Raw genomic sequence first — 23607 nt, 5'->3', positions numbered from 1 at the left:
GCTATGCTGCCAGGGTCATCCTCACACGACAGGACCCGACAACGGTACGTCTCTTCCACGTCCGCGGACTCGGGTTTCAGATGCGTTCGGTGCGGCTTGCCACGGCATGACAACGGCAGCGACGACTGTCGGTTGCAGTGCCCCCCACAGGCGGTGTTTCGAAGCATGTGTGTGCGGGCGATCGGACCACTGAATTTCGAGATCGCAACGGGAGATCCTTCATGAATACTCGCTTCAGGGTTGCTGGGAAACATCGAACCGTTTGGCCCCGCCCCCTTTTGTCGTTTTGCTTGTTCCTGGTCGTGCCTTTGGCCGCTTTGGCACAATCGACCGATCACCTGGTCTTCGCGGGTCCAGGCGACCCTTTCAACCCCCACGCGCGCGGTGAAACGGAGACCCTGTTTTCGACCCTGGCCGGCATCACCAACTCCCCCAACTCGATCACTTCACAGTTTTTCCCGGATCAAGGCCCCAAGGCGAATCGCTATTTCACGATCGGCGTGGACGATTTCATCATCCCCGAAGGCGAACGTTGGATCATCGAAGAAGTCCGCGTCGTCGGTAACTTCACCGACAATGGCAGCCCGCAGGGCATGAACCTGTTCGTATTGGCGTCCAATGGTGCGGGGACACAACCCGACACGATCGATATCTTCAACGACGCCGACCCGAACGTGCTGTTTTTGGGCGAGGGCCTCCCCTTCACGGATGCCGATTTCGGTGATTTCGTGATCGCCCTCGATGCGCCGCTGATCCTCGACGCCGGTCGGTACTTCGTAGGCGTCCAGCCCATCATGGATTCCAGCCTGTTCGGCCAATGGCTTTGGACCGAAAGCGCGTCGGCGCCCAACAGCGGCATGACCATCGGCAACGAAAGCGCCTGGATGGAGAACTTCGACATTCTCGGCAACGGCGCCTGTGTCAACCAGTGGGGGGCACGCGTGACCGATTGCGCCATCACCGACCCGGACGACGTTTCCGTACCGGAGCGCGATCTCGCCTTCGAAATCGGCGGCTCGCGCGTCACGCCGGGCATCACGCGCAATGCGCCGGCGCTGCTGACCACGAGCGAGGCGGGCGGCGAAACGAGTTTCACCCTGGTTCTGGACGGGATCCCGACCGAAACGGTGAACATTCAAATGACGTCCCTTCAACCGGGCGAGGCGCAACTGGTCGTGGGTGAAGATCCACTCGGTGTCACCGCTACGGTCAGCTTCGACACGAACAATTGGGATCAGGAGCAGACGGTGCGGGTGGTCGGCATGGACGACCCGTTCATCGATCCGGGCGGCCCCTTCGTGGTGACGTTCGCGGTCGTGACCGACGACCTGTTGTATGCCTCGTTCACCCTGGACGACCTGCCGGGCGGCAACCTGGACGATTTCTGCGACATCTTCCGCCACGACAACGCAGTCGACGCCGACGCCAGCATGCCTTCGGCCTCTTCCAACGCAGGCAGGCTCGCCTACCTGTCCACCGCCGACCCGTTGGGCACCAACGGCGACGGTAGCACCGAAATCTTCCTGTTCGACACCACCACGCTCCTTCAGCAACAGATCACCAACACCGCGGATCGCTTTTTTTCACGGCCGTTCCTGAGCGGCGACGGTTTGCGCCTGACATTCTCCAGCGATGCAGATCTCACCGGCCAAAATGCGGCCGGACGGGTTGAAGTGTTTCTCTACGAGCTGGGCACCTTCACCCAGATCACGCAGACCACCGATGTGAACGGAGCCTTGGCGGCCGGCATCTCCGAAGATGGCGGCACGCTCGCGCTGCTCTCGGCCGACGACCTCGACGGTGCCAACGGCGACGGCAGTCGGGAGGCCTACCTCTACGATATCGCCGGCCAGAGCTTCACCCAAGTCAGTGTGGGACCCGCCAACGAACCCACCGAGGACGTGGGTGAGTTGATCGTGCATCGCGACGGCGAAGCCGCCACCTATCTTCGCGGTGACCCGGCCGATCTGTTCCAATGGCACCGCGGTGTGGGTACGGGCAATTTGATCCGAACCGGCCATCACACGCGCATCGACGGGACCCGCGACGGCCGGCGCATTAGCTTCATTTCCAGTGACAACATCGACAACAACAATCCCGAAATGAACGCCGAGCTGTATGTGGTCGACTTCCTCTCCGCCAAACGCGGCTTGCCCATCACGCAGGTGACTTCCAGCGCGAGCGCCACGGTGGAAGATGCCGCCATCAACAATCGCGGGCTGCTGGGCTTCGTGGCCGACGGCTTCGATCCGGTCGGGACGAACGGCGACCTGGGCAAGGAGTTCTTCATCACCCAGATGGGTTCGGGCACCTTCGAACAGGTGACCGAGTTCGCGGACAACCAGGCCACCCAAGCGCGTTTCGAAGGTATCGATCTGGGGGCCGACGCCAAACAGTTGATCTACAGTTTCAACCAGGACCTGCGCCAGCGGGTGTTTTTGGAGGGTGTCCGTCCCGGCTTCATGCTCGCCGTCGCAGCTTGGCGCGGTGAAGAAACCAACACCGTCCTGACCCTCATGCCCATGCTGTGTGAACCGGCAAACTGAGGCAGGCAGCCATGACCCACCCATCGCTGAACCACACCGATCACCGCCCCTGGCCGATGCCCACCACCGAGTGGCGCTGGCGCCAGACGTGGTGCGACCTGTTGTTCATGCACTACCACTTCGACCCCGAACAGATCCGCCCCTTGATTCCGCCGGGGCTGACGCTGGACACCTTTTCGGGACACGCCTGGGTGGGCATCGTGCCCTTTCGCATGGAAGACGTCATGTGGCGCGGCCTGCCAGGCATGCCGGGTGTGTCCAACTTCCCCGAGCTGAACCTGCGCACCTACGTGACCTTCGGCGACAAGCCCGGGGTTTGGTTTTTCAGCCTGGACGCGAGCCAAGCGATGGCGGTGTGGGCGGCGCGAAAGTTCTTCCACCTCCCCTACCGCCACGCCTTCATGGCGGTCACCCGCTCGGACGATGCCGACATCGGCTATTTCAGCCGGCGCAAGGACGATTCTCGCCAGATCGGGTTTCGCGCGGGATACGGCCCCTGTTTCGATCCGCTCGAGGCGCCGCCGGGCGGTTTGACCCACTGGTTGACCGAGCGTTACTGCCTGTACGCGCAGTCGAAGCGCGGGCAGGTGTACCGAGCCGAGGTGCATCACGCGCGGTGGCCGCTAAAGAAGGCCTGGGTCGAGGTGGAAGAGAACACGGTGTTGCGAACCATCGATTTGGCGACGCCGACGGATCAACAGCCACACCTGGCCTTCGCCCGGCGACTGGAAGTGGTGGTGTGCCCCCCCCACCCCGTCCACTAAAAACTGTCCACGAAAAACACGAAAAAACACGAACACCCTTCTGCCCGCCTCGCCCTTCGACCCTGCATCGCTTTGGTTCGAGACTTGGAAAGGGATTGATTCCTAAAAATGCCTTCCCTGCGGTGCCGCCGTGGCTTTGGTGAATGTGTTCGCCCAGGAATCACCCGAATTGGCACGCACGTGAATCAGAGCCTGCTCGGGTGAAGGAGGCCTAGGGGAGATCCTTCCCCTACGCGATTGTGGGATACAACCGATTTATCCGTAGGAGTTGCGGGTTTCTTTCGCTTTCGGGAGGCATCCCTGGGCCGGAGATTCCCGATATCATTCTTTTCCAAGGTAGCAGGTTCCCGCAGCTAAAAACCCAAACCAAGTACCGCCACGAGGGGATGATCATCCGTCCATGGCCGAAGGGATTTTAAGAGAACCATAGAGGTCACAGCTCGGAGGCAGCCGATAAAAAGGTGAAATCAATCATGCGGCCGAGAACCCAGATTCAAGTACCGCCAAGTGGGGATGTTCATCCAGCCATGGCGGAGGGGGTTTTTTTCGTGTTTTTTCGTGGATTTAGTGGACAAAAAAGGCGGCAGCCCGGAGGCCACCGCCGCATCGCTTCACATCGATTAAGCCCTAGCCGAGATTGTCGCGGTCGAGGTCCTTGGACAGCACCAATCGCTCACCCGAGGTCAGGTCCACCACCGTGGTCTCGATCCGAGCGGGCTCGTGGCCCTCGCCCAGGTCGAACCGCACCTCCTGCAGCAACTGCGGGTAGTCGTAGGAACCCTTGCGCTTGCGCACCTTCAACTCGCCGGAACGAACCCGCTCGGCCAGCAACTCGCCCGAAACACCGTAGACGCGATGGCTGATCGCATAGTTGGCGCGCTTCTTCTTCCAACCCGAATGGGTCCACGCCATCCAATCGGTGCCGGTGCTCAGCGTCCACTGACCCTGCTCCATCTCCGCCGATCCGTTCACGTTGGCCGGAACGATGCCGGTCCCCTTCGGGTAATAACCGGAAAAGTGAGTCGCCACGCGGTTCACACCCTTGGCCACCACCTGAATGCGGCGGTAGCGATCGCCGGCCTGGTTGCTGTAATACCGAATGCGGTAGTAATGGGTCAGCTCGTCGACGGTCTGCTCCAGGACCTTGGCCAATCCGGCGCGGTTGGCGTGGTAAAAGCTGCCCGCGGTGCTGGACGCGACTTCCGCGGTGCGATCCAAAACACGCGGTGCCTGGCGCACCACGTAGCGTGCCGAAGTCATGTCCACGTGGCGATCGAGACTGATGACGTTGACGGTCACCTTGTTGTAGAGGGCCGTCGTCTGGATGTCCTTCATGGAGAGAACCGCGGGATCGTTGCTGGAACCCTCGTTGTCGTCGCTGATGTGCAGGTCCCAGGGATTGGAAACCAGAACCAGGTTCTTCTCACCGGACCAGACACCGAGATAGTTGACGAACTGGCCGAGAATCTCCAACTCGCGGCGGTAATAATCCTGGGTCAGGTGATGGGAAGAACGGTAATGCCCGGAAGGCCCGAAACCGGGCACGCCGAAAGGTCCGTACCCATGGCCGAAATTCCGGCCCTGGCGGATGGACGTGTACGATTTGTAGCGGGACTTGCGATAGTATGACTCGGCCATGTCGACCGCCTCGAGAAAGTGCTCGCGATTGGCGGTGAACGGTAAAAACTCGATGATGCCGTCGGCGTTGACGGCCAAACCGAAATCACTGTTCCCGTGATCGTACATCGTGATGTAGTTGCGAAGATGCTCGAAGGAAGTCCGCATCACTTCGTACTGGGTATTTTTGAAATCGAGAAGAATCATGGTGCGTTTGCGGCGGGCATCGCGCTCCGCGGCGTTCAACGCGTTGAGGTCGACCTCTTCAAAAGAGTCGATGGCTTGGACCCGGCCGTTCTCCTTCACGACGAAATCCGTCGCGTTCAGGCCGTACAGTGACTTGCCGCCGAGTGTATGGGCTCGGACTTCGAGCTCCACGAGGTTGACCTTCATTTCCTCGGTGACGGTACGCTCATCATGAGCAAAGAGGTAGCTGCCGAGGGACACAGCCAAAAGGGCGACGAGGCAAATGGGGGTTCGCTTGATCATCGTAATCCTCCACGATTCACGGGATTATGGGAATGTGTTCACACAAGCCGGGACAGCACGACCGATGCCATCGGGTTCGTCCGCAAACGAGGTCATCGACCACCCCGACCCTCCTCCCCCGTCGGCCGTCGTCGCCGGACCACCGCATGGTAGAAACAGCGGATCATTGCTGGACAAGCGTTTTTGGAAGAAGATCAGGAAGCGAACGATCGTTGTTTTCAAGGCGTAAGACAGGTGACAAGAGGCTAGGGCCTACCACCATTCCGTGACACACATCACAGAATCACCCTCAAAGGGATCGGTACCACCGAGTTTCCAGGGCATCGGTGATCGTCATCGCAACGAGACATGCATGCCCATGGGTTGACCTTTGGAGGTCATTCATCCAACAGGAAGTCGTGGATTTCCAGTGCCCCTGTCCTGAACCGAACAATGGGCCTTTTGAAGGAAGAGGGCGAAACCGCGATCGCGCAACGGACCACCGAAAAGGAGGCGATTCCCTGCGCGGAGTCGGACCCATTGGTGAAAGTCGAGTGACACTTGACTTTCGTCTCAGGCGGAATTTCGAAAAATGGGCGCTTTGGCGTTTACCCCGCAGGTCGAATCCGCTAAAAATGGGGCGTTGTCCCTCTACCAAGTTTCGTGAGGTAGCCATGTCCACGAACCGCTCATCTTCCCCATCCCGCACCGATACGGGCGCGGCAGCCCAACCCACGGCGCCCCCGGCGGAGGACACGGCGACATGGTCGGCCCACCCCTTTCCGGCGTTCGCCGACACATCCGGCGATCCCGTCGAACACCACGACCTCACGATTCCGATGACGGCCTCCTTTTTCACGGCCATGGATGCCGGATCGCCGGCCCTCCCCTTTTCGGCCGTGTTATCCCGCGTGCTGCAGCGATTTGGGAATGGCGGCATGGTTCCGCTCCAATGGTTCGACGACGACGGCCTACGTCGACTTGAACCACCGGTAACGCGATCGGTCGAATCACTGGTCGAGCACCTAAAGGCCGCTTTCGCCGAAACACCCGTAACGGACAAATCCGACCATGGGGCGCAGCCCGATTCGACCCCGGCGGTCGCCATCTCCTGGAGATCTACCTCGGATGGGAAAGACCAAGTCGATCCATTGGCGGAACCGGGTGAGGCCTGCCCCATTCGGGTGGTGGTCACGCCAAGCGCGTCGTCTCTCGAAATTCGCATTTCGACCTGGGCCGCCAGCCTGGGCGCGGGCTACGCCGAACGCCTCGCCCGACATGTGGCGCACGCCGCGACCGTGCCGCCCGAGCAATGGCAGGACCCGACCGCACTGCTGCCCGAGAGCGAACGCCACATGCTGCTGAAGACCTTCAACCCGCGGTCCGGCATGGGCATCGATCCCCAACCGCTTCACGAACAATTCGAAGCCAGGGTCGGGCAACACGGTGACGACATGGCCGTGCTCAGCGAAGACCTTTGCTGGAGTTACGCACTGCTCAACGCCCAGGCCGACCAACTCGCCACGTTGCTGCGGGGTGAGCTGGACGTCCGCGAGGGCGACCTGATCGCCGTCATCCCCGATCGACGCGCCTACCTGCCGCTGACCCTGCTCGCGATCCTCAAGTCGGGCGGTGCCTACCTTCCCATCGATCCCGATTTTCCCGAACAGCGCACCCGGTTCATCTTGGAAGACGCGAAACCCAAGGTCGTCATTTGTTTCGGCCACCCCCCGGCCATCATCCACGAATGCGACGCCCGCCTGGTCCAACTGGATCGCCTGGTCTGGCAGGCCGATACCTCTCCGTGCCGCCATCACGGCAAACCGGAGGACCTGGCCTACGTGATCTACACCTCGGGATCGACCGGCAACCCCAAGGGTGTCGAGGTCGAGCATCGCCATTTCCACAGCATGATCCACGCACAGATTCACGGATTCGAGGTCAAGCGCGGCGACCGCGTCCTTCAAATGGCCTCGCCCTCCTTCGACGCCTCTCTCTCCGAAATTTTCATGGCCCTGCTCAGCGGCGCCGCGCTGGTGCTCGCCTCTCCGGAAGCCGTGGCCAACCAAAAGAAACTGGCCGCCCTGATCGAACGCTTCGAGGTCACCCACGCCACCTTTCCGCCGGCCTACCTGCACAGCCTGAGCGATGAGGCCATCGAGCCCCTGCGCGTCATCATCACCGCCGGCGAGGCCCCGATTCGCGAAGACGCCCGGCGCATCGCCAAACACAAGATCTACATCAACGCCTACGGACCCACCGAAACCGCCGTCTGTGCCTCCTTCTATCGGGTCGATCCCAAAACCGACAGCGAGGGCCGCATCCCCATCGGTCGCCCCTTGCCGGACCTGGGGATCTACATCGTGTCGCCGGACCTGGAACTGCTGCCCTTGGGTATGGAAGGCGAAATCTGCATCGCCGGCAAGGGCGTGGCGCGCGGCTACCTCAACCGGGCCGAGCTGACCGACGCGACCTTCGTCCAGAATCCCTTCTGCCCCGGTGAACGCCTCTATCGCACGGGTGACATGGGTTTCTGGAACCTGCGCGGCGAACTGGTGTTCCTGGGTCGCGCCGACGACCAGGTCAAAATCAACGGGTACCGGGTCGAACTCGGCGAAATCCAGTACCACCTCAACCGCCACGTGGGCATCGAGGAAGCGGTGGTGTTGGCGACCACGCGCGAATTCGGCCGGCGCGAGCTGAGCGCCTACTTCACCCGCCTGGACACCAATCGCTTCGCCGATCAAAACGAGGCTCAGGACCCGTTGGCCCCGACTTCGTTGCGCGCCTGCCTGGCCAGGTGCCTTCCCCGGCACATGATCCCGGCACATTTCATCGAGCTGGATCGCTTTCCGCGCAATACCAGCGGCAAGGTGGACAAGAAGGCCCTGCCCGAGGTCACCCGCCGAGGCACCACGCCCTACCGCGCACCGCGAACCGAAGTCGAACGTCACCTGGTCTCGCTCTGGGAAAAGGTCCTGGCCGTGACCCACGTGGGCATTCACGACAACTTCTTCGAACTGGGCGGCGACTCGCTGGCCGTGATTCGACTGGTCTCCATTCTGCCCGAAGACCTGCTGCACCTGAGCTTCCAAGATCTCTTCCAGAGCCCGACCATCGCGGAACTGGCGGTATTGAGCAAAGGAAACGCCCCATCGACGACCCAAGAGGTCAACGAAACCGCGCCCTCCGCCGAGCCGCTCCCATTACTGGCCTCGCAGGGATTCTTTTTCACCAACGGCGGCACCGATCAATGCAGCGTTCGACTTCGATTGGAGGCACCCGACCCGATTCAGGTCAACGCCCTGCGCATGGCGATGGAGCAGGTGCAACAACACCAACCCAACCTGACGCAGGTTTTCGTGCAAACGCCCGAAGGTTCCTGGGTCCGTCATTTCAACGCCGCCAATCCCGATCTGCAATTGGTGGAGGAAGCGACCCTGCACGATCTCATCGAGGGCGCCGAGGTCACCTTCGACCTGGCCACGGGTCCTTTGTGGCGCGTGATCCTGGCTCCGGAGTGGCATCCAAACCAATTACTGCTCATCGCGCATCGCGCGCTGGCCAACGAAACCGACCTGCTCGTCCTGCACCGCAACCTGGAAACCGCCTACCGCGCCAGCCTGGTCGGCGAGGTCGCCAGTTTCCCTCACAAACCGGTGACCCCCGGCGAGTTGCTGGCCTATGCCGAAAACCACCAGGCGCTGGCGTCCGCGGTACCGGCCCGGTCTCGCGACGGTGCGGGCCTGGGTCTCGCGGCCGATCGCACGCAATACCAGGTCACCCTCAGCCCCGCCAAGACGCGCGCGCTCCTCGTTCGCGCCGGCAAGACCTACCGCTGCAAACCCTTCGACATCATGCTGGCCGCGATGCTGCACACCCACGTCCTGCTCACCAACGAGGAATGCCTGCAGCTCACCGCCGGCGATCAGGACCGCCAACCGCCGCGCGGCCCCGATCTCTCGCACACCGTGGCCTCGCTGGAACGCCACTTCGTGGTCACCCTGACCGCCCCCAACCGACGCAACCGCATCTCCGACTGGATCCGAACCGTCAAGGAAACCCTGCGTCGCTTGCCTCACAACGGATTCGGCAGCTCGCGCCTGCTGGCCATGGTCAACGACGACTCGTTCCCGCAGTTCTATTACCTGGGCCAACTGGACGCGGAGCCGCCCGATCAACACCTACTGGGCAGCCTGGCCACACCGCCGCGCACCATATCCGGACCCCAGGCTCGCGCGCCCAGAGCGCCGCGGTACCTGCTCTCGGTCATCAAGAACCAGTTGATCATCGATGCCGACCTGCCGACCAACATGCCGCGCAACGGAATCCGTCATTACCTCCAACGCTACCGCGTGGTGCTCGAGGACATGATCGAACACTGCTGCACCCAAAAATCGACCTACCCGAGCCCCAGCGACTTCGGGCTGTCCCAGTTCGATATCGAAGCCTTCGACATGGCACTGGCCTCACACGGGCTCAACCCGTCGGAAGTGGCGGACATGGTGCCGCTGGCGCCGCTGCAACTGTCGATATTGCGCCACTTGGAAGAGAACCCACACGACGGCGCCTTTTTGCGCCAATCGATCTACACGTTGGCCGGCCCGCTGGAGTTGGATATCGCCGAACGGGCCTGGCACTATTTGGCCCACCGCCATCCGTTGCCCCGCACCCTGTTCATTTCAAAGGGATTGGATCGCCCTTTCCAAATCGTTCAGCGCAAGCGGCGCCTGCCCTTTCGCACGGTTGACCTGGAAGGGATGAGCGGTGCCGACGCGCGCTTCCGCCGCGACGAGCTGATCCGCGAAGAGCACATCAAGCCCCTCGATCCGTCCACGACGCCCCTCCTCCGGGTACTGATCATCCGCCATCACGCCGACCTGCACGAAATGGTGGTCACTTGTCACCACCTGGTCATGGAGGGCGACAGCCTCCAGCAGTTGATCGACGAATGGTTCAGCTCCTATCGCGCCAAACGTGCCGGCGAGACACCGGCTCTGAGCCATCGACCGCCGTTCCGCGACTACACGCGCTGGCTGCAGAGCCGCGATCCCGAACCGGCGCGACGCTATTGGGCTGATTACCAGAAAAGCGTGCGGCCGTTCCGGCTGATCCCCTCGATGCCCGAATTCACCCCGTCCTACCATCCCGGCTACATGTCGCACGTCATTCCCGAACGCGACCTGAAGCGGTTGTGCGATTTGGCGGTGAGCGTACAGGTCACGCTGAACAGCCTGTTCAAGGCGCTGTGGAGCCTGGTCTTGGCCCGTCAGGGTCAAACCCGCACGCCGGTGTTCGGCGTGAACGTATCGGGTCGACCGGCGGCCTTGTCCGGCTGTGCCGAAATGCTTGGCCTGTTTCAATTCGCGGTGCCGCTCTGGGTTCGGCTGGATCCGCAAGATCGGTTTCTCGACATCATGCGCCGCGTCCAGCACGATGCCGCGATCGCGGAAGGCACCACCCCGCTCACCCTCGACGAGATCCGCAGCGTGGCGCCCAAGCGGCGCATTCTGTTCGATCACTTGCTATTGCTTGAGCGGCGCCCGGCGCGCGAGCCCCGTCTGGAAGGCACCCGCCTGGAGATCTTGGAGCTCGCCAGCTACGAGCACACCCCGTTTCCCTTGACCGTCTTCGTGACCAGCGGCCCCACCATGGAGTTGCGTTTCGCCTACGACCGCAACCGCCTGCCGGAGTCGCTGATTCGATCGCTCAAGGAAACCTGCATCGCCGTCGTCGACCGCATTCTGGCCGCGCCCGAAACCCAATTGGGCGAATTGGCACTGGTACCCGAGGACCCCAAGCGGGAAGCCGCCTTACAGGCCTCGGGAACGAAACCCTAGACATTCCCCGAAAACCGCCCCGGGAAGTTCGCGGCCGATTCTCGAGAAACGGCCGCGATCGGGATCAATCACCAAATCGGGTGCGATCGTGGTGCGCGTCCAAGTTCAGCTCGGGTCCCTTGGGTACGACGCGTGTCGGATTGATGGTTTCGTGGCTGTAGTAATAGTGTTGCTTGATGTGCCAAAAATCCACGGTCTCGGCCACACCGGATTGCTGGTACAAATCGCGCAAATACGGCGCAAGATTGGGATAATCCGCAATTCGCCGCAAGTTCGTCTTGAAGTGCCCGACGTACACCGCATCGAACCGGACCAGGGTGGTGAACAACCGCCAATCGGCTTCCGTCAATCGATTCCCCACCAGGTAGCGATGCTTCGCCAAACGGGCATCCACCCGATCGAGAGCCGAGAACAGGTCATCGAAGGCCTCCTCGTAGGCTTCCTGGGTGGTGGCGAACCCGCAACGATAAACGCCGTTGTTGATGTTGGGATACACCAAGTCGTTGATTTCGTCGATCTCCGTTCGCAGTGCTTCGGGGTAAAAATCCAATCGGTTGCCGGTCACCTCGTCGAATGCGCTGTTGAACATGCGAATGATCTCGGAGGACTCGTTATTGACGATGGTGCGGCGCTGCTTGTCCCAGAGCACCGGAACCGTCACCCGACCGGTGTATTGCGGATCGGCCGCGGTATACACCTGGTGGTGATAGCGAAATCCGTTGATGTGGTCGCGAAAATCCTCGTCGTCCGTGCGGTACTCCCAGCCGTGCTCCATCATGTGGGGATGGACGACGGACACCGTGATGTGCGATTCCAATCCCTTTAAATTGCGAAAGACGAGGGTGCGATGGGCCCAAGGACAGGCCAGCGAGACATACAGGTGGTAGCGGCCCGACTCGGCATTGAATCCCCCCTCGCCCGAGGGGCCGGGTGCACCGTCGGCCGTGATCCAGTTGCGGAATTGGGCGCTCTCGCGGACAAAGCGCCCCTTGGTTTTTTTGGTGGCGTACCATTGGTCGCGCCATTCTCCATCGACTAACAAACCCATGTTGCGACTCCTCTGCTCGTGCGATTGGTGGCGGCCCCAGGGGGCCTCTCGTTCGATGCCCCATGGGTTTACAGAATCCGTGCCGAATTGATCCGCTAACACAACCCACTACAAACAAACGAGTTCAACTTCGAAAAACGCGTAAGATGGGCACTTGGCTCACCAAAGCCCGATCAAAATGAAGGTGCCGTCCCATCAGGGTGATCGAGCCGGCGCACCGTTTTCCTTATAAACCTGGCCGGCTTTCATGACGAAGGCCACTTTCTCCAAAACGGCGATATCCTCGAGGGGATTGCCCTCGACCGCGATCAGGTCCGCGTGGGCACCTTTGGCCACCGTTCCCAAATTCGGTTCGTCCAACACTTTCGCGGCCACCGACGTCGCCGATTGGATCGCGGTCATGGCCGGCATGCCACCGTTCACCATCAAGCCGAACTCGCGCGCGTTCATACCGTGCTTGCTGACCCCGGAATCGGTGCCGAACGCGATCGGTACACCCATTTCATAGGCCTTGGCGAAATTTTCACGCATCAGGCGGCCGACTTCGAGCGCCTTTTGGGCCACGACCGGCGGCAGGGCCCCGCCCTGCTTGGCCATGGCGACCACCGTGTCTCCAGCCAGCAGCGTGGGTACCAGATAGGCTCCCTTTTCTTTCATCAGCACCATCGCTTCTTCGTTGAGAAAGGTTCCGTGCTCGATGGTGAGGACCCCGGCCCGCACCGCGCGAACGATGCCCTCGGTGCCGTGTGCGTGAGCGGCCACATGAAAGCCGTAATCGTTGGCCGTTCCCACGACGGCTTCCAACTCGGCTTCCGTGAATTGGGGATTGTGGCCGCTTTTGGCGACGCTCAGCACGCCGCCGGTCGCCGTGATCTTGATCAGGTCGGCGCCGTCCTTGTAGCGATGGCGCACCGCCTTGCGCGCGTCATCCCCACCATTGATGACGCCCTCGCGGGGGCCGGGATCGCCGGCCTTGTCGCGGCGGTAACCGTTGGTCGGGTCGGCGTGCCCACCGGTGGTGGCCAGGGACTTACCCGAAGTGAAAATGCGCGGGCCGACCACCCAGCCCTGCTGGATGTTGTCGCGCAGGACGACCGTCACGTTGTCGCGATCGCCCAAATCGCGTACCGTGGTGAAGCCCGCCATCAGGGTCCGCTCGGCGAAGACGCCGGAACGCAAGGCAACTTCGGCCGTGCTCTGCGTGAATTTTTCGGTGTAGGATTCGGGCCCCAACTCGAAACTGAGGTGGGTGTGCAGGTCGATCAGGCCGGGCATGACGGTGGCCGATTTGAGATCGATGATCCGATCGGCCTTCTTGAAGACCAAATACCCCTTGGACACCCCGGTGATCTTGCCGTCCTCGATGACGATGGTCACCTTGTTCCGCGGCTTGTCGGAGGTCCCGTCGATCAGGGTTCCCGCATAGATCACGGTTTGGGCCCATAATGGCGGCGTCAGGAGCCACATCGACAGCACCAGACCCAAGACAGTGATTTTGGTTGGGAAACGGCAACGGATCGCCGCGAAGGAAACGGAGTATCGGGGAGACGAAACAGCGGTCTTCGCCATGATGGGCACACCTCGGTAAACGTAATCTCGACAAGTAAGGGGTCGGTTCCACGACGAACGTCATGGAAATCCCTGCGCACCGCGAAGAACCAACGCGTCCCGGCCCCTTCCTCCACGCGAGATTCGGAGCCGAAACAGCCAACCGTTCGGGCCTCCACGTCGAGGAAAGCGACTTCTTGCCCATGCGGCATGGCCGGGAGGGGTGGAACTCACCTAAAATGTGAAGGAAGCATCCGAATGTGGTTTGATGGCTTCGCGATGAAAACAGTATACCCAGCCTGACCGCGATATCGGGAACAAACCGCTTCTCTTTTTGTTACTTATGATCCCCGCCATAGCCAGGAGCCGCCCATGCGATTCGTTCGATTTCCCGATGCCGCCCAATTCCTCGAGGTCGTCAAGGACCCCCTGATCCAAGCGGAAGCCAAGAATCAGGTGTTGTTGGGCGTTTCGCTGAGGCTCGCCCGGCACCCCGAGCGCACGCCGCCCGACATGCTTTTCGGCGCGATCGTGCGAGGTGGGCGACCGATTGCGGCCGTCATGCACACGCCCCCCTTCCCGCTCCATTTCTCCCTGTTCGTGCCCGCATCCGAATCGCGCACCTGCCTTGTCCACCTGATCGCCTGGCTTCGCGGGCAAGGCCGAACCTTCCCCTCGTTCTTGGCCGAAGCCGCCACGGCCGACCTGTTCGCGGACCTCTGGCGCGCGACGGAGACCCAGGCCGACGCGCCGCAACCGTTGGTGGACATGCGCCAGCGGATCCACACGCTGGACCACATCCCCGATCCGCCGCGTGCGCCGGGCCGATTCCGCCCCGCCGACCCCGCCGACCCCGCCGACCGCGACCTCGCCATCCAATGGGCCCGTGCCTTTCAACGGGAAGCCCTGCCCAACGAGGCGGACCGGAACGTGGATGTCGAAACCGGACACCGCCTCGACGACGGCCATCTCTTTTTCTGGGAGCGGGATCGACCCGTGGCCATGATCTGCAAATCGCGCCCGGGCGTGACCTGCTGCGCGGTCACGTTGGTCTACACGCCCCCCGAGGAACGCGGCAAGGGTTGGGGCACGGCCGTGACTCGCGCGCTGAGCCGCAAGCTGTTCGAAGAGGGCTGGCAGCGTTGCGTGCTGTTCACCGACCTGGCCAATCCCACGTCCAACCGCATCTACGCGGCGATCGGCTATCGACCGGTCTGCGACATGACCAGCTACCGCTTCGTTTCGGGCGAGATCGAGGAGGGATAGGAGGTCTCCCCGCGATGTCGTGGTTCTGTGCAGACTCTACTGGAACAGCCGGCATTTTTAACGGATCGAACCCGATTGGGCGAAATCGTGCCCACCGAATGAACCGAGTTCGATGGAACCCGGCTAAACCCGGGCTAGAGCTGTAGTTTTCCATCCCGATCAACAGCGGCTGCCGATGTTCATCACAGAGTCGCCGTCCAGGCCAGGGGCCCGGAATGCCGGTGGTCGGTATGCCGAACCACCGGCACACCGGCCACCGGGTTTCAGATGGGTAACTAATCGAAGCAAATCGCTTAGGTGTTCCCGCATCTACGAAAGGGGTGTGGTGCAGGGCAGGTAAGGCCCGGTAGGTATGCCACGGCCGGTATGCCACGGCCGGTGTGCCACGGCCGGTGTGCCACGGCCGGTGTGCCACGGCCGGTATGGCCAGGTAGGTGCGACCGCTGGTCGCACATTCCCAAGCTCCTGTTTTTATTGGAGCTTCGCTCTTTGGCATTCTGAATTTTCGCAGCACTGATCACTTCGGAGTGTCGGCCGGGCCGGCTTACCGCCCCTGACCAACTTACTGCCCCGCCAACTCTCGCAGCATGCGGGAACTCCTCGCCTGAATTACTTCGACTAGTTCATCCGGCGGATGAACCTACCAGGCACGACGAATCTCTCGACATTTAGGCATTCCAGACGGTTTTGTTTCAAGAAAGCGGCCGAGGAGACAAAATCTCCCTAGAACTGGGGAAGGGTGCGCGAAACACGGAAGGATCCATGCACCTCGAATCGAACCAGAGAACGGCTCTCGGCCGCATGAGTCGGGCCGATTAGGTCAGCAATGCCCAGAACAGTGCCGAGAGATACAACCCCAAGCCATAGACCGTGTGGGCTGCGAGGCTGCGGATGCGGGCGATGTTGGGATGGGGCGTCTTCGATGCCGCCACGCCTGCGCCCATTCCCGGCTGCATGATGAAAAACGGTGCGACCACCGTCACGACTCCGATGAACACGGCTGGAAAGAATGTCGGGTGGCGAGCCCAATCCAGCCCCCAAATCGCGAGCAGCAAGGCGGCAAAGGTGATACCGATCGCGTAGTGGGCACACCAACCCAAAATACGTTCCCCCGGAACGGGGTCGGCCTGGGCAATGCTGGAGTGTCGGAATCGTCCCTGGGGGAAATGTCCAAGCCAACGGCCCACCATGGCGTAGTCCAGGGACGGCGTCCCGAAGCATCGTTTCAAAAAGATCGCCCAAAGATCCATTACAAAAGTGGCACCAACGCCGATGGCCACCGCACGCACTCCGAATTCCAGAAATCCAACCATGTGTTCCTCCTAGATGTTTCAGGCCACCCACCTCCAACTCGTGGTTGCAATCGGGGGGTGAGGAAATTACGGGATCGAGTCCGCCGGTCTTGACAGGCTCGTGAAGAGCAGGCAGTATATCATTCAATCGAACAATTGAATGATGTTTTTGAAAAAGAGAGAGCCATGTCGACCCCTCAACACAACCCACAAACCCAGATCCATGATGAGATTGCCGAATTGGCCCGCACCCTCGGCCATGCCCACCGCCTCGTCCTCTTGGACCACATCACCCAGGAGGAATGTGCCGTCGAGACATTGGCCGAGCGATCCGGGCTCTCGGTTGCCAATGCCTCCCAACACTTACAGCGGCTCAGGCGGGTCGGGCTCGTTCAGACGCGGCGAGCGGGAAAGTATGTGTTGTACCGCCTCGGAGACGGTCCCATCGTGGCCTTGTTGGCCGCGCTCAGGCATTGTGCGGATCACAATCAAGCCCAGATGCGCCAGGTCGTTACCGACGTGATTCATCAGAAAGACCACTTGCAGACCATGCCGCTCGACGTGTTGCTGGAGCGAATGAAAGAGGGCAGTGTGACCCTGTTGGACGTGCGGCCGGAACACGAGTACGCCACGGGCCACCTACCCGGCGCACTCAACATCCCATGCGATGAACTCGAACGGCGCCTCGCCGAGCTACCACCTCATCGGGAGATTGTCGCCTACTGCCGAGGTCCCTTTTGTGCGCTCTCGTTACAGGCGGTTGCCGCATTGCGCGGCAGGGGCCTCCGGGCGCGACATTTGGAGAGCGGCATTCCGGGTTGGAAGGCCGCCGGCCTCGATCTCGACATATCCCCCCAACCAAACGCGAACGAGAGCGACGATTGATCGAACATTCGCCCGCCAACCTTCGCTCAACACGAAATGACCCCCTGAATGGAAAGGAACCCCATGACACACGCACAACTCGACCTCAGCGCTTATCTTGAACGAATCGGCTACGATGGGCCGCTCGTGCCCTCCTTGGCCACCTTGAACGGCATCATTGCAGCCCACACCCAGTGCATTCCCTTCGAAAATTTGGACGTCCTACTTGGCCGGGAGATTGCCCTGGACAACGCATCCTTGCGGAAAAAGCTGATCGAAAATAACCGCGGTGGCTATTGCTTCGAACAAAACGGCCTCTTGATCTCGGTGTTGGAGATCTTGGGTTTCGAGGTAGCGCCGATCAGCGCCCGAGTGCGCATCGGTTCCGAGCGAGATCATATTCCACCGCGAACCCATCTATTCGCCCGAGTCGAGATCGAGGGAACCAGTTGGTTCGCCGATGTGGGGGTCGGTGGCCTCACCCCCACCAGCGCTATTCGCTTCGTGCTGGATGTCACCCAGTCTTCTTCTCATGAACCGCGCCGCATCGTTCGCGAGGGCGATCTTTATTTTCACCAGGTCCTCCTCGACGACGGCTGGAAGGACGTCTGTGATTTCACCCTCGAGCAGATGCCCCTGATTGATCGCGAGGTGGCCAACTGGTACACGTCGACCCATCCGGAGTCCCATTTTCGGGATCGTCTGCTCGTCGCGCGTGCCACGCCCGAAGGCGGGCGGGTCACCATACAGAACGACATATTCAACATGCGCAACGCCGCGGGCGTGGCGAACAAGCAGAAAATCACTTCGAAAGAGGACCTTCTCCAGATTCTCGCTCGCCATTTCGGGCTGCGTTTTGACATGGATATCCCCCTGACTTTTCCCAACTTGTCTTGGTAATCAGCCCTGGACTTACCGGTCAAGGAAAACCTCCTGGACCGCAATTTTGAAAAAACGGCGCCGAACCGGGTTTGGGTAACGGATATGCGACAACTTCGTCGACAAACAATGTTTTGATAATCAGGCATGGTGGACGGGTTAATCAATTAACTCCGTTGCCGTGGTTCGGCAATCGAACGCAAACTTAAAGCCCAAACAAACCCCGAAAATTGCAATGAACAATCCGATGGCAAACTTAGCATTGCCGGCAAAAAGGGTTACGATAATTGCAGCCAGAATGCAAAGCGCGGCAAACAGTAAAAGGATTATCGAATACGGGCTTGAAAGCCTGGTTACCTTCATGAAATTGAGCAGATCAAGGCTCACGCCGACTACCCCTGCAACTACCGCCAGCCAGAAAGGCACTTTTAAGGACAGTGTAAACAACTCAAACGAAATAGAACCGGACAGACCGGTCACCTTTTGTCCTGGGAGGATTGCCCATTCCAATGGAAGAGTGATGATTAGGGCAAGAATGGCACAGGCACCCAGTGCCAAAATATTGTTTTTCAATGAATAACTCCTTTTCATTGGCGGGGGCAGGCCACTGCTCCCCCAATAGGGGATGTTTCAAACGATTTGGGCAAGCGTTGCTATTGGGGGTCATTCCCAATTGAAGAGGCGCTGGACAAGAAATGTCAGCTCGTATAAATAGGCGAGATATCGGCAGAACACGCATCAACCCATTTAGATATCCGAATTGGGTTCGCAGAGGCCCCTCTTCACAACTAAAACCGAATCAAAGACTTAGGATCAATTTCGTTGAGGTCTGCTGCAGTTCGAGGCTGGCGATTTCCTGGGGCTCCGGCCCTTAATCGAAAACCCGATTCCAAGCTCGGGATTTGGGAACGATGGCTTGACAAAGTCTACCTTCCCACGTGCAACGACCTGAAACTCAAACAGATGTATCAGGCCATGGGTTTCTTCTACGAGCACGCCAGGGCTGTGGAACAGGCTGTTTTCCACAAGACCGCCGATCTCTTCAACCTCAAAGTCGACCTCATCTTTTACGACACCACCGCGGTCTCCTTCCGTGTCGATGAAGAGGATGTCGACTTCGACGAGCGGACTTCCCCCGGTTTTCTGGACAGACCAGAAAAGCAGTCATGAGGGTAGAATGCCAGATCAAGGCGAGCATGGATCACAGGCTTGGGTGGGTCAAGACCCGTTCGGCCTGTGGACCTCGGACTTTGGCGTGAACATAAAGCGTGGACTCCTCCATAGACCGGGGGCCCCGCCCCTCCGGCCACCCCCGAGCCTGCCGGTCGGGAGCAAAAACCCCCTGCGGGGGCTTTCCCTCCCGCCCGAAAGGGCGGAGGATACCGAAGGGGCCAACCCACGGATCCATGGAGCTTCCCCGATTTATCCTTCCCGCAAAGGCCGAGGCCCCATGCCGGCTCGAGTGCCTGACGGCTGGCCCGGACTGGAGAGGAATGGTTTCCATGGCAAGAAAGAGAAAAGCGTACACCGAGGAATTCAAGATCGAAGCGGTGCAATTGGTGACGGAACACGGCTATTCGCTGGCGGAGGCGTGTCGAAAACTGGGGATCTCCACGAGCATGCTGTCACGATGGAAGGCGAACTACCTGAAAAAAGGCGAGAAAGCCTTTCCCGGCAAGGGAAAGCGGAGCGAGGAAGCCGGGGAAGTGGATCGTCTCCGAGAAGAAGTGCGCCAGCTCCGAATGGAGAACGAAATCCTAAAAAAGGCGACGGCCTACTTTGCCAAGGAAGTGCTGTGAAACATGCGTTCATACACATGCAAAGTGGGCAGTACCCAGTGGCGCTGCTGTGCAAGGTGATGGGGGTATCCCGGAGTGGGTACTATGCCTCTCGCTGGAGAAAGTCGTCCCAGAGGGCCGTGGACAACGAGAAGCTCGTGGCGCAAATCCGAACGATTCACCACGCCAAACGGCAGGTTTACGGAAGCCCTCGGATCCATGCCGAATTGGTGAAGCAAGGCGTGTTCTGTGGGAAGAACCGCGTCGCTCGATTGATACAGCAAGCGGGAATCCGGGCCAAAACCAAACGGAAGTACCAGGTCACCACGGACTCCAGACATCACCTACCGGTGAAGGAAAACCTCCTGAACCGCAATTTTGAAACAACGGCGCCGAACCGGGTTTGGGTAGCGGATATCTCCTACATCAGCACCCACGAAGGATGGTTGTACCTGGCGGCCATCCTGGACCTGTACTCCCGGCGGGTGGTGGGCTGGCACATGGCGGCGCACATGAGAACGGAGTTGGTCACCCGTGCCCTGGAGATGGCGGTGAAACAGCGGCGGCCGGAACCGGGATTGATCCATCACTCGGATCGCGGAAGCCAGTATGCGAGCGAGGCCTACCAGAACGCGTTGATCGAGAACGGGATGCTGAGTAGCATGAGTGGGAAAGGCGATTGCTGGGACAAAGCGCCGATGGAAAGCTTCTTCAAAACGCTGAAATCGGAACAGGTGGTGGGGCAGAAATATCGAAGCCGAGAGGAGGCAAGGGGGTCAATATCCGAGTACATCATGGGGTTTTACAATCCAGAGCGGCTGCAGAACGCGTTGGGATACCAGAGCCCGAATGAATACGAACAAACGCAATCCATCTGCACGTGGGTTGCTTAACTCATTGTCCACCAATTCGGGGTAGGTCCACTCCAGAACCCAACACGAGCCCTGCACAGCCTGACGCGACGCAATAAGCGCTTACGCATTTTCATATGTTCGACCTGACTGCGCCGATGCCGGGTCAGGTTTTGAGCACCCTGCTCAGCAGACGGACCCAGGGTCCTGTACCGAGCAAAACCCGGGTTCGTTTAGGAAAGCGTCAACATGATTGCCCAATCCGAAGCAAAAAAGGAGTGTTCGGTTTTTAACGAGCACTCCGGGTGACAAACAAATTTCCGGATGTTTTCTTCATTCTCAGATGGGGTATATATTTAGATGGCTTGATTATCCAAATGGATTACTTTGTTGTGAATAGAAGTATTTTACTGCCTTATTCTCGTAATCTCCATTTGTATCATTTCTTACGTAGAGCTCCCCTACTTTATAGAGGATGTGATCTGGAAGAAAATTGATAATTGGTGCCATGTCGGAACGTCCAATGTTCCCCCAGTACTGAGCGCTACCAAGAGACTTTGACCAATCTTTAAAACTGTATGCCGAAGAAATGTTTCCTCCATAAACAGCCACTCCGGAGATGCTTTCTGCAACCTGGCTTTTGAGCGTTTGACTGGATTCTGCCGTGTGTTCAATGTTCGCACTAATTTCCATAAACTTAACTATGGTGTCAAAATTGGCCCTGATCATTTCGTGCGCATTCATCATATTAGTTGTACTAGTTGAATTAAAGGAGTAGATTCGTGAAAAACTACCTCCAAGCAGCACTTTTGTAGAGATATACTCTCCCCATTTTGTTTTAAGCAAATTCATGAAATCATTAAGTTTTTCATCTGCGGACGAGTCGTTGTCAAGAATTTCAAGTACATCTTGATTGAACTCATTGGTGGTTCTGAAGAGGTTATTTGTAATAGCGTATGAAAATTTTGGAATAAAATATGATGCGACTGAATAATCCTTTTGATGACTATTGGACTGATGTCCCGAGGAGGTTCGGGTGCGTCCTATTGTCCCTCCACCAATAAGGGGTACGCTCGCAGAGATCGAGCCTGAAAAATACCCATAATAGTCGTTTATTGCCAAAGAATATGAGGAATAATCGGAAATACTGGAGAAGTAGTAATTAAACGTGGATGTTTGGTGAACCATATCGCGGGTAAATGATGAAATTGGATTTATTTCCAAAGCCGAGAATTCGCTCAAAGGCTCAAGAGGACTGGTTGGAGAATCGTGAAAGAATATCCCCTTAAAACTGTTTGTGTTCAAAAAAACACTTTCCCATTGATCGACAGTCCAAGCTGCATAGTTTTTATTGTTCAAATCAGCAATACTCATTTTATCAATCTCCATATTTTTTTATCCAAATGGATTTGAGTCATCTACGATAACGTCATAATTACTGGTTTGACTCTCGGCAATCTGAAAAATGCCAAAAGAAATAGATTGAGAATCTTCGGTTTCAAAAGTAAAGTCAAGTGTGCCGTATGGATCACCTGAGCCTCCCCTATTGGGATTTAAACCTACTGGTTTGATTTTGTGAATAGGGATACTTATATCGGTTGAAATGGCATGATCCGAGGTTGTTTTTTCATCTGCACTGCCATATGTTGGTTCAACAACAAGTTGACCGTCAGGTAGAATTCTATAGGTCAGCTCTTTGGTGTGAATAGCGGTTATTCTAGACATTGTCAATGTAAAATGGTCCGATTGAAAATATGGCAGATAAACATTTTTGGGTGGCTTGGATCCACTCCAAGAGTTGGTATCAAAACGTGCGTATGGAGCATTGGTGTAATTTTCCCATGTATCTTCAAGTTTTTCTGGTTCAGCTTGAAAAGGAGTATCATATGCTGAAAAATCAGGATAACGGGATTGACAACCATATATTATTCTAGTTTGATCAAGTCCATAATAAAGAGAAATAAGATGACCTAAGATTGAAGTACCGAACACCTCAAACCCAATAGATAACGATTCTTGGTAAGGTAAAATGGCAATATTTGACCAAGTCCAGGTAAAACCTGATTGGCTACTGTTGTTATACTTCGTATCGCCCATATATAGAGGAAGTGAGTAATTGTCAACTGTATAATTCGATGAATTGTTGAATAATTTTATCTTTGTGCCAAACTGATTTCCATCATTCCATGTACCGTGAAGAGAAGACAGCTTTAATCCTGAAACAATTCCTTGAGAACTCATTTCTGTACTCCTTTATCAAGTAATTGTATTTTTGTGAAGAATTGAAACGGTTACGGGCTTAATTGACAAAGTGCTTCGGGACATTTTTGTTGTAATTAATGTTTTCATGGCATTCGCCACAACACGCTCCTTTAATATTGTAAAATTCGAACTGTTTTTCACTTTTCCTGATTGCGAAAAGTTTGCAAAGGCAAGCCGCATGGATGACTCCCCTCCAGCGCCTCTGCCTTCCATTCCCAACAAGAAGACCGGCCATCAACCCAGCCCGGATGTTTTTCCATAAAAAGGGCAACATGAATGCCAAACAAGGTTGGTTAACCGCGCTCTCGCGAACAAAAGAAAACAGAAGGCAAGCTGTTTATTTCAAATAGATTAGATTCACCTCCATAATCCCAGCAGCTCGCGACACAAGTGGGTGTCGCCAAAGCGCCTCAGTTCCAACGCGTTGGTACATTGTCGACAACACGTTGCACACCGCGGCGGTATTCCAGGCCCACCTTTTGTGGCGTTCATCCAAAATGGGTTTCGCTTCGGGGATTGGCATGAAGTACGTACGCCAGGACTCGATGTCGCGGCGAATCGCCTCATAGACGTCGCTCAGCACA

The 23607-nt window shown here is 58.1% G+C and carries 13 protein-coding genes and 2 pseudogenes; 8 read left to right on the top strand and 7 right to left on the bottom strand.

All coding sequences use genetic code 11. From position 1 onward, the window contains the following. Positions 1 to 308: 308 nt before the first annotated feature. A complete protein-coding gene (locus J3U87_RS25430; RefSeq protein ID WP_237378597.1) occupies positions 309 to 2546 on the top strand; it encodes a TolB family protein in 2238 nt (745 codons plus the stop codon). 11 nt (positions 2547 to 2557) lie between these two features. Next, the gene (locus J3U87_RS25425) at positions 2558 to 3310 is read left to right on the top strand and encodes a YqjF family protein (protein ID WP_237378596.1); all 753 of its coding nucleotides are present in this window, start codon (positions 2558 to 2560) and stop codon (positions 3308 to 3310) included. 627 nt (positions 3311 to 3937) lie between these two features. Here the strand turns inward: J3U87_RS25425 and J3U87_RS25420 are convergent. Next, positions 3938 to 5416, bottom strand: coding sequence for a VWA domain-containing protein (locus J3U87_RS25420; RefSeq protein WP_237378595.1), 1479 nt, complete (start codon positions 5414 to 5416; stop codon positions 3938 to 3940). A 653-nt stretch (positions 5417 to 6069) separates the two neighbouring features. On the opposite strand from J3U87_RS25420, the gene J3U87_RS25415 reads away from it, so the two are divergent. Then, positions 6070 to 11235, top strand: a complete 5166-nt coding sequence (locus J3U87_RS25415) for a non-ribosomal peptide synthetase (protein ID WP_237378594.1) — start codon at positions 6070 to 6072, stop codon at positions 11233 to 11235. 64 nt (positions 11236 to 11299) lie between these two features. Here the strand turns inward: J3U87_RS25415 and J3U87_RS25410 are convergent, their stop codons facing one another. Next, the gene (locus J3U87_RS25410) at positions 11300 to 12283 is read right to left on the bottom strand and encodes a glutathione S-transferase family protein (RefSeq protein ID WP_237378593.1); all 984 of its coding nucleotides are present in this window, start codon (positions 12281 to 12283) and stop codon (positions 11300 to 11302) included. Positions 12284 to 12478: 195 nt separating this feature from the next. Beyond that, positions 12479 to 13852, bottom strand: coding sequence for a metal-dependent hydrolase family protein (locus J3U87_RS25405; protein ID WP_237378592.1), 1374 nt, complete (start codon positions 13850 to 13852; stop codon positions 12479 to 12481). Between the two features lie 351 nt (positions 13853 to 14203). On the opposite strand from J3U87_RS25405, the gene J3U87_RS25400 reads away from it, so the two are divergent. Beyond that, complete coding sequence (locus J3U87_RS25400; protein WP_237378591.1) at positions 14204 to 15097, top strand: GNAT family N-acetyltransferase; 894 nt, start codon at positions 14204 to 14206, stop codon at positions 15095 to 15097. 815 nt (positions 15098 to 15912) lie between these two features. On the opposite strand, the gene J3U87_RS25395 is transcribed toward J3U87_RS25400, so the two are convergent. Further along, positions 15913 to 16410 (bottom strand): DUF2938 domain-containing protein, encoded by a 498-nt coding sequence (locus J3U87_RS25395; protein WP_237378590.1) that lies wholly within the window; start codon positions 16408 to 16410, stop codon positions 15913 to 15915. A 165-nt stretch (positions 16411 to 16575) separates the two neighbouring features. On the opposite strand from J3U87_RS25395, the gene J3U87_RS25390 reads away from it, so the two are divergent. Then, positions 16576 to 17274 carry an ArsR/SmtB family transcription factor gene (locus J3U87_RS25390; protein WP_237378589.1) on the top strand — a complete coding sequence of 233 codons (699 nt, stop codon included), beginning with the start codon at positions 16576 to 16578 and terminating at the stop codon, positions 17272 to 17274. Between the two features lie 63 nt (positions 17275 to 17337). Continuing rightward, on the top strand, positions 17338 to 18153 hold the full coding sequence (locus tag J3U87_RS25385; protein ID WP_237378588.1) for an arylamine N-acetyltransferase family protein: 816 nt from the start codon (positions 17338 to 17340) through the stop codon (positions 18151 to 18153). A 138-nt stretch (positions 18154 to 18291) separates the two neighbouring features. On the opposite strand, the gene J3U87_RS25380 is transcribed toward J3U87_RS25385, so the two are convergent. Beyond that, positions 18292 to 18705, bottom strand: a complete 414-nt coding sequence (locus J3U87_RS25380; RefSeq protein ID WP_237378587.1) for a hypothetical protein — start codon at positions 18703 to 18705, stop codon at positions 18292 to 18294. A 309-nt stretch (positions 18706 to 19014) separates the two neighbouring features. On the opposite strand from J3U87_RS25380, the pseudogene J3U87_RS35520 reads away from it, so the two are divergent. After that, positions 19015 to 19242: pseudogene (locus J3U87_RS35520) on the top strand (IS1634 family transposase); the annotation flags it as partial. Positions 19243 to 19634: 392 nt separating this feature from the next. Next, positions 19635 to 20803 (top strand): annotated as a pseudogene (locus tag J3U87_RS25370) (IS3 family transposase). A gap of 327 nt (positions 20804 to 21130) precedes the next feature. Here the strand turns inward: J3U87_RS25370 and J3U87_RS25365 are convergent. Together J3U87_RS25365 and J3U87_RS25360 are read right to left on the bottom strand one after the other, a co-directional pair. Further along, complete coding sequence (locus J3U87_RS25365; RefSeq protein WP_237378584.1) at positions 21131 to 22135, bottom strand: MAC/perforin domain-containing protein; 1005 nt, start codon at positions 22133 to 22135, stop codon at positions 21131 to 21133. A 21-nt stretch (positions 22136 to 22156) separates the two neighbouring features. Next, complete coding sequence (locus J3U87_RS25360) at positions 22157 to 23002, bottom strand: hypothetical protein (RefSeq protein ID WP_237378583.1); 846 nt, start codon at positions 23000 to 23002, stop codon at positions 22157 to 22159. Between the last annotated feature and the right edge of the window lie 605 nt (positions 23003 to 23607).

The sequence above is a fragment of the Sulfidibacter corallicola genome (genome assembly GCF_017498545.1).
Classification (GTDB): Bacteria; Acidobacteriota; Holophagae; order Acanthopleuribacterales; family Acanthopleuribacteraceae; genus Sulfidibacter; species Sulfidibacter corallicola.
Note: the sequence above shows the minus strand (reverse complement) of the source record. Positions and strands in the feature narration are given on the sequence as shown.